1 rRNA gene is annotated in these 500 nt (G+C 54.8%); it reads right to left on the bottom strand.

The annotated features are described in order from the left end of the window. A 23S ribosomal RNA gene (locus QWJ34_RS27070) occupies positions 1 to 500 on the bottom strand; the annotation flags it as partial.

Raw genomic sequence — 500 nt, 5'->3', positions numbered from 1 at the left:
TTTCACTCCTCTTCCGAGGTCCTTTTCACCTTTCCCTCACGGTACTGCTTCGCTATCGGTCACCAGGGAGTATTTAGCCTTGGCAGATGGTCCTGCCGGATTCATACGGGGTTTCACGTGCCCCGCACTACTCAGGATCCGTCTCGGAGGGAGCAAACTTTTGGCTACAGGGCTGTCACCTGCTCTGGCGGGTCGTTCCAAACCTCTTCGCCTACCTTACTCCTTTGTCACTCCATGTGAGACGTCCTACAACCCCAGAGAGCAAGCTCTCTGGTTTGGGCTAATCCGCGTTCGCTCGCCGCTACTGACGGAATCACTGTTGTTTTCTCTTCCTCGGGGTACTTAGATGTTTCAGTTCCCCCGGTCTGCCTCCGTCGAGTTATGAATTCACTCGATCGGTAACTGGGTATGAGTCCAGCTGGGTTGCCCCATTCGGAAATCTCCGGATCAACGCTTACTTACAGCTCCCCGAAGCACTATCGCGGTTCGTCGCGTCCTTC

Origin of the sequence: Saccharibacillus sp. CPCC 101409, from assembly GCF_030518235.1 — a bacterium.
Taxonomy (GTDB): Bacteria; Bacillota; Bacilli; order Paenibacillales; family Paenibacillaceae; genus Saccharibacillus.
The sequence above is the reverse complement of the archived record's forward strand: the minus strand, read 5'-3'. Positions and strand labels throughout refer to the sequence as shown.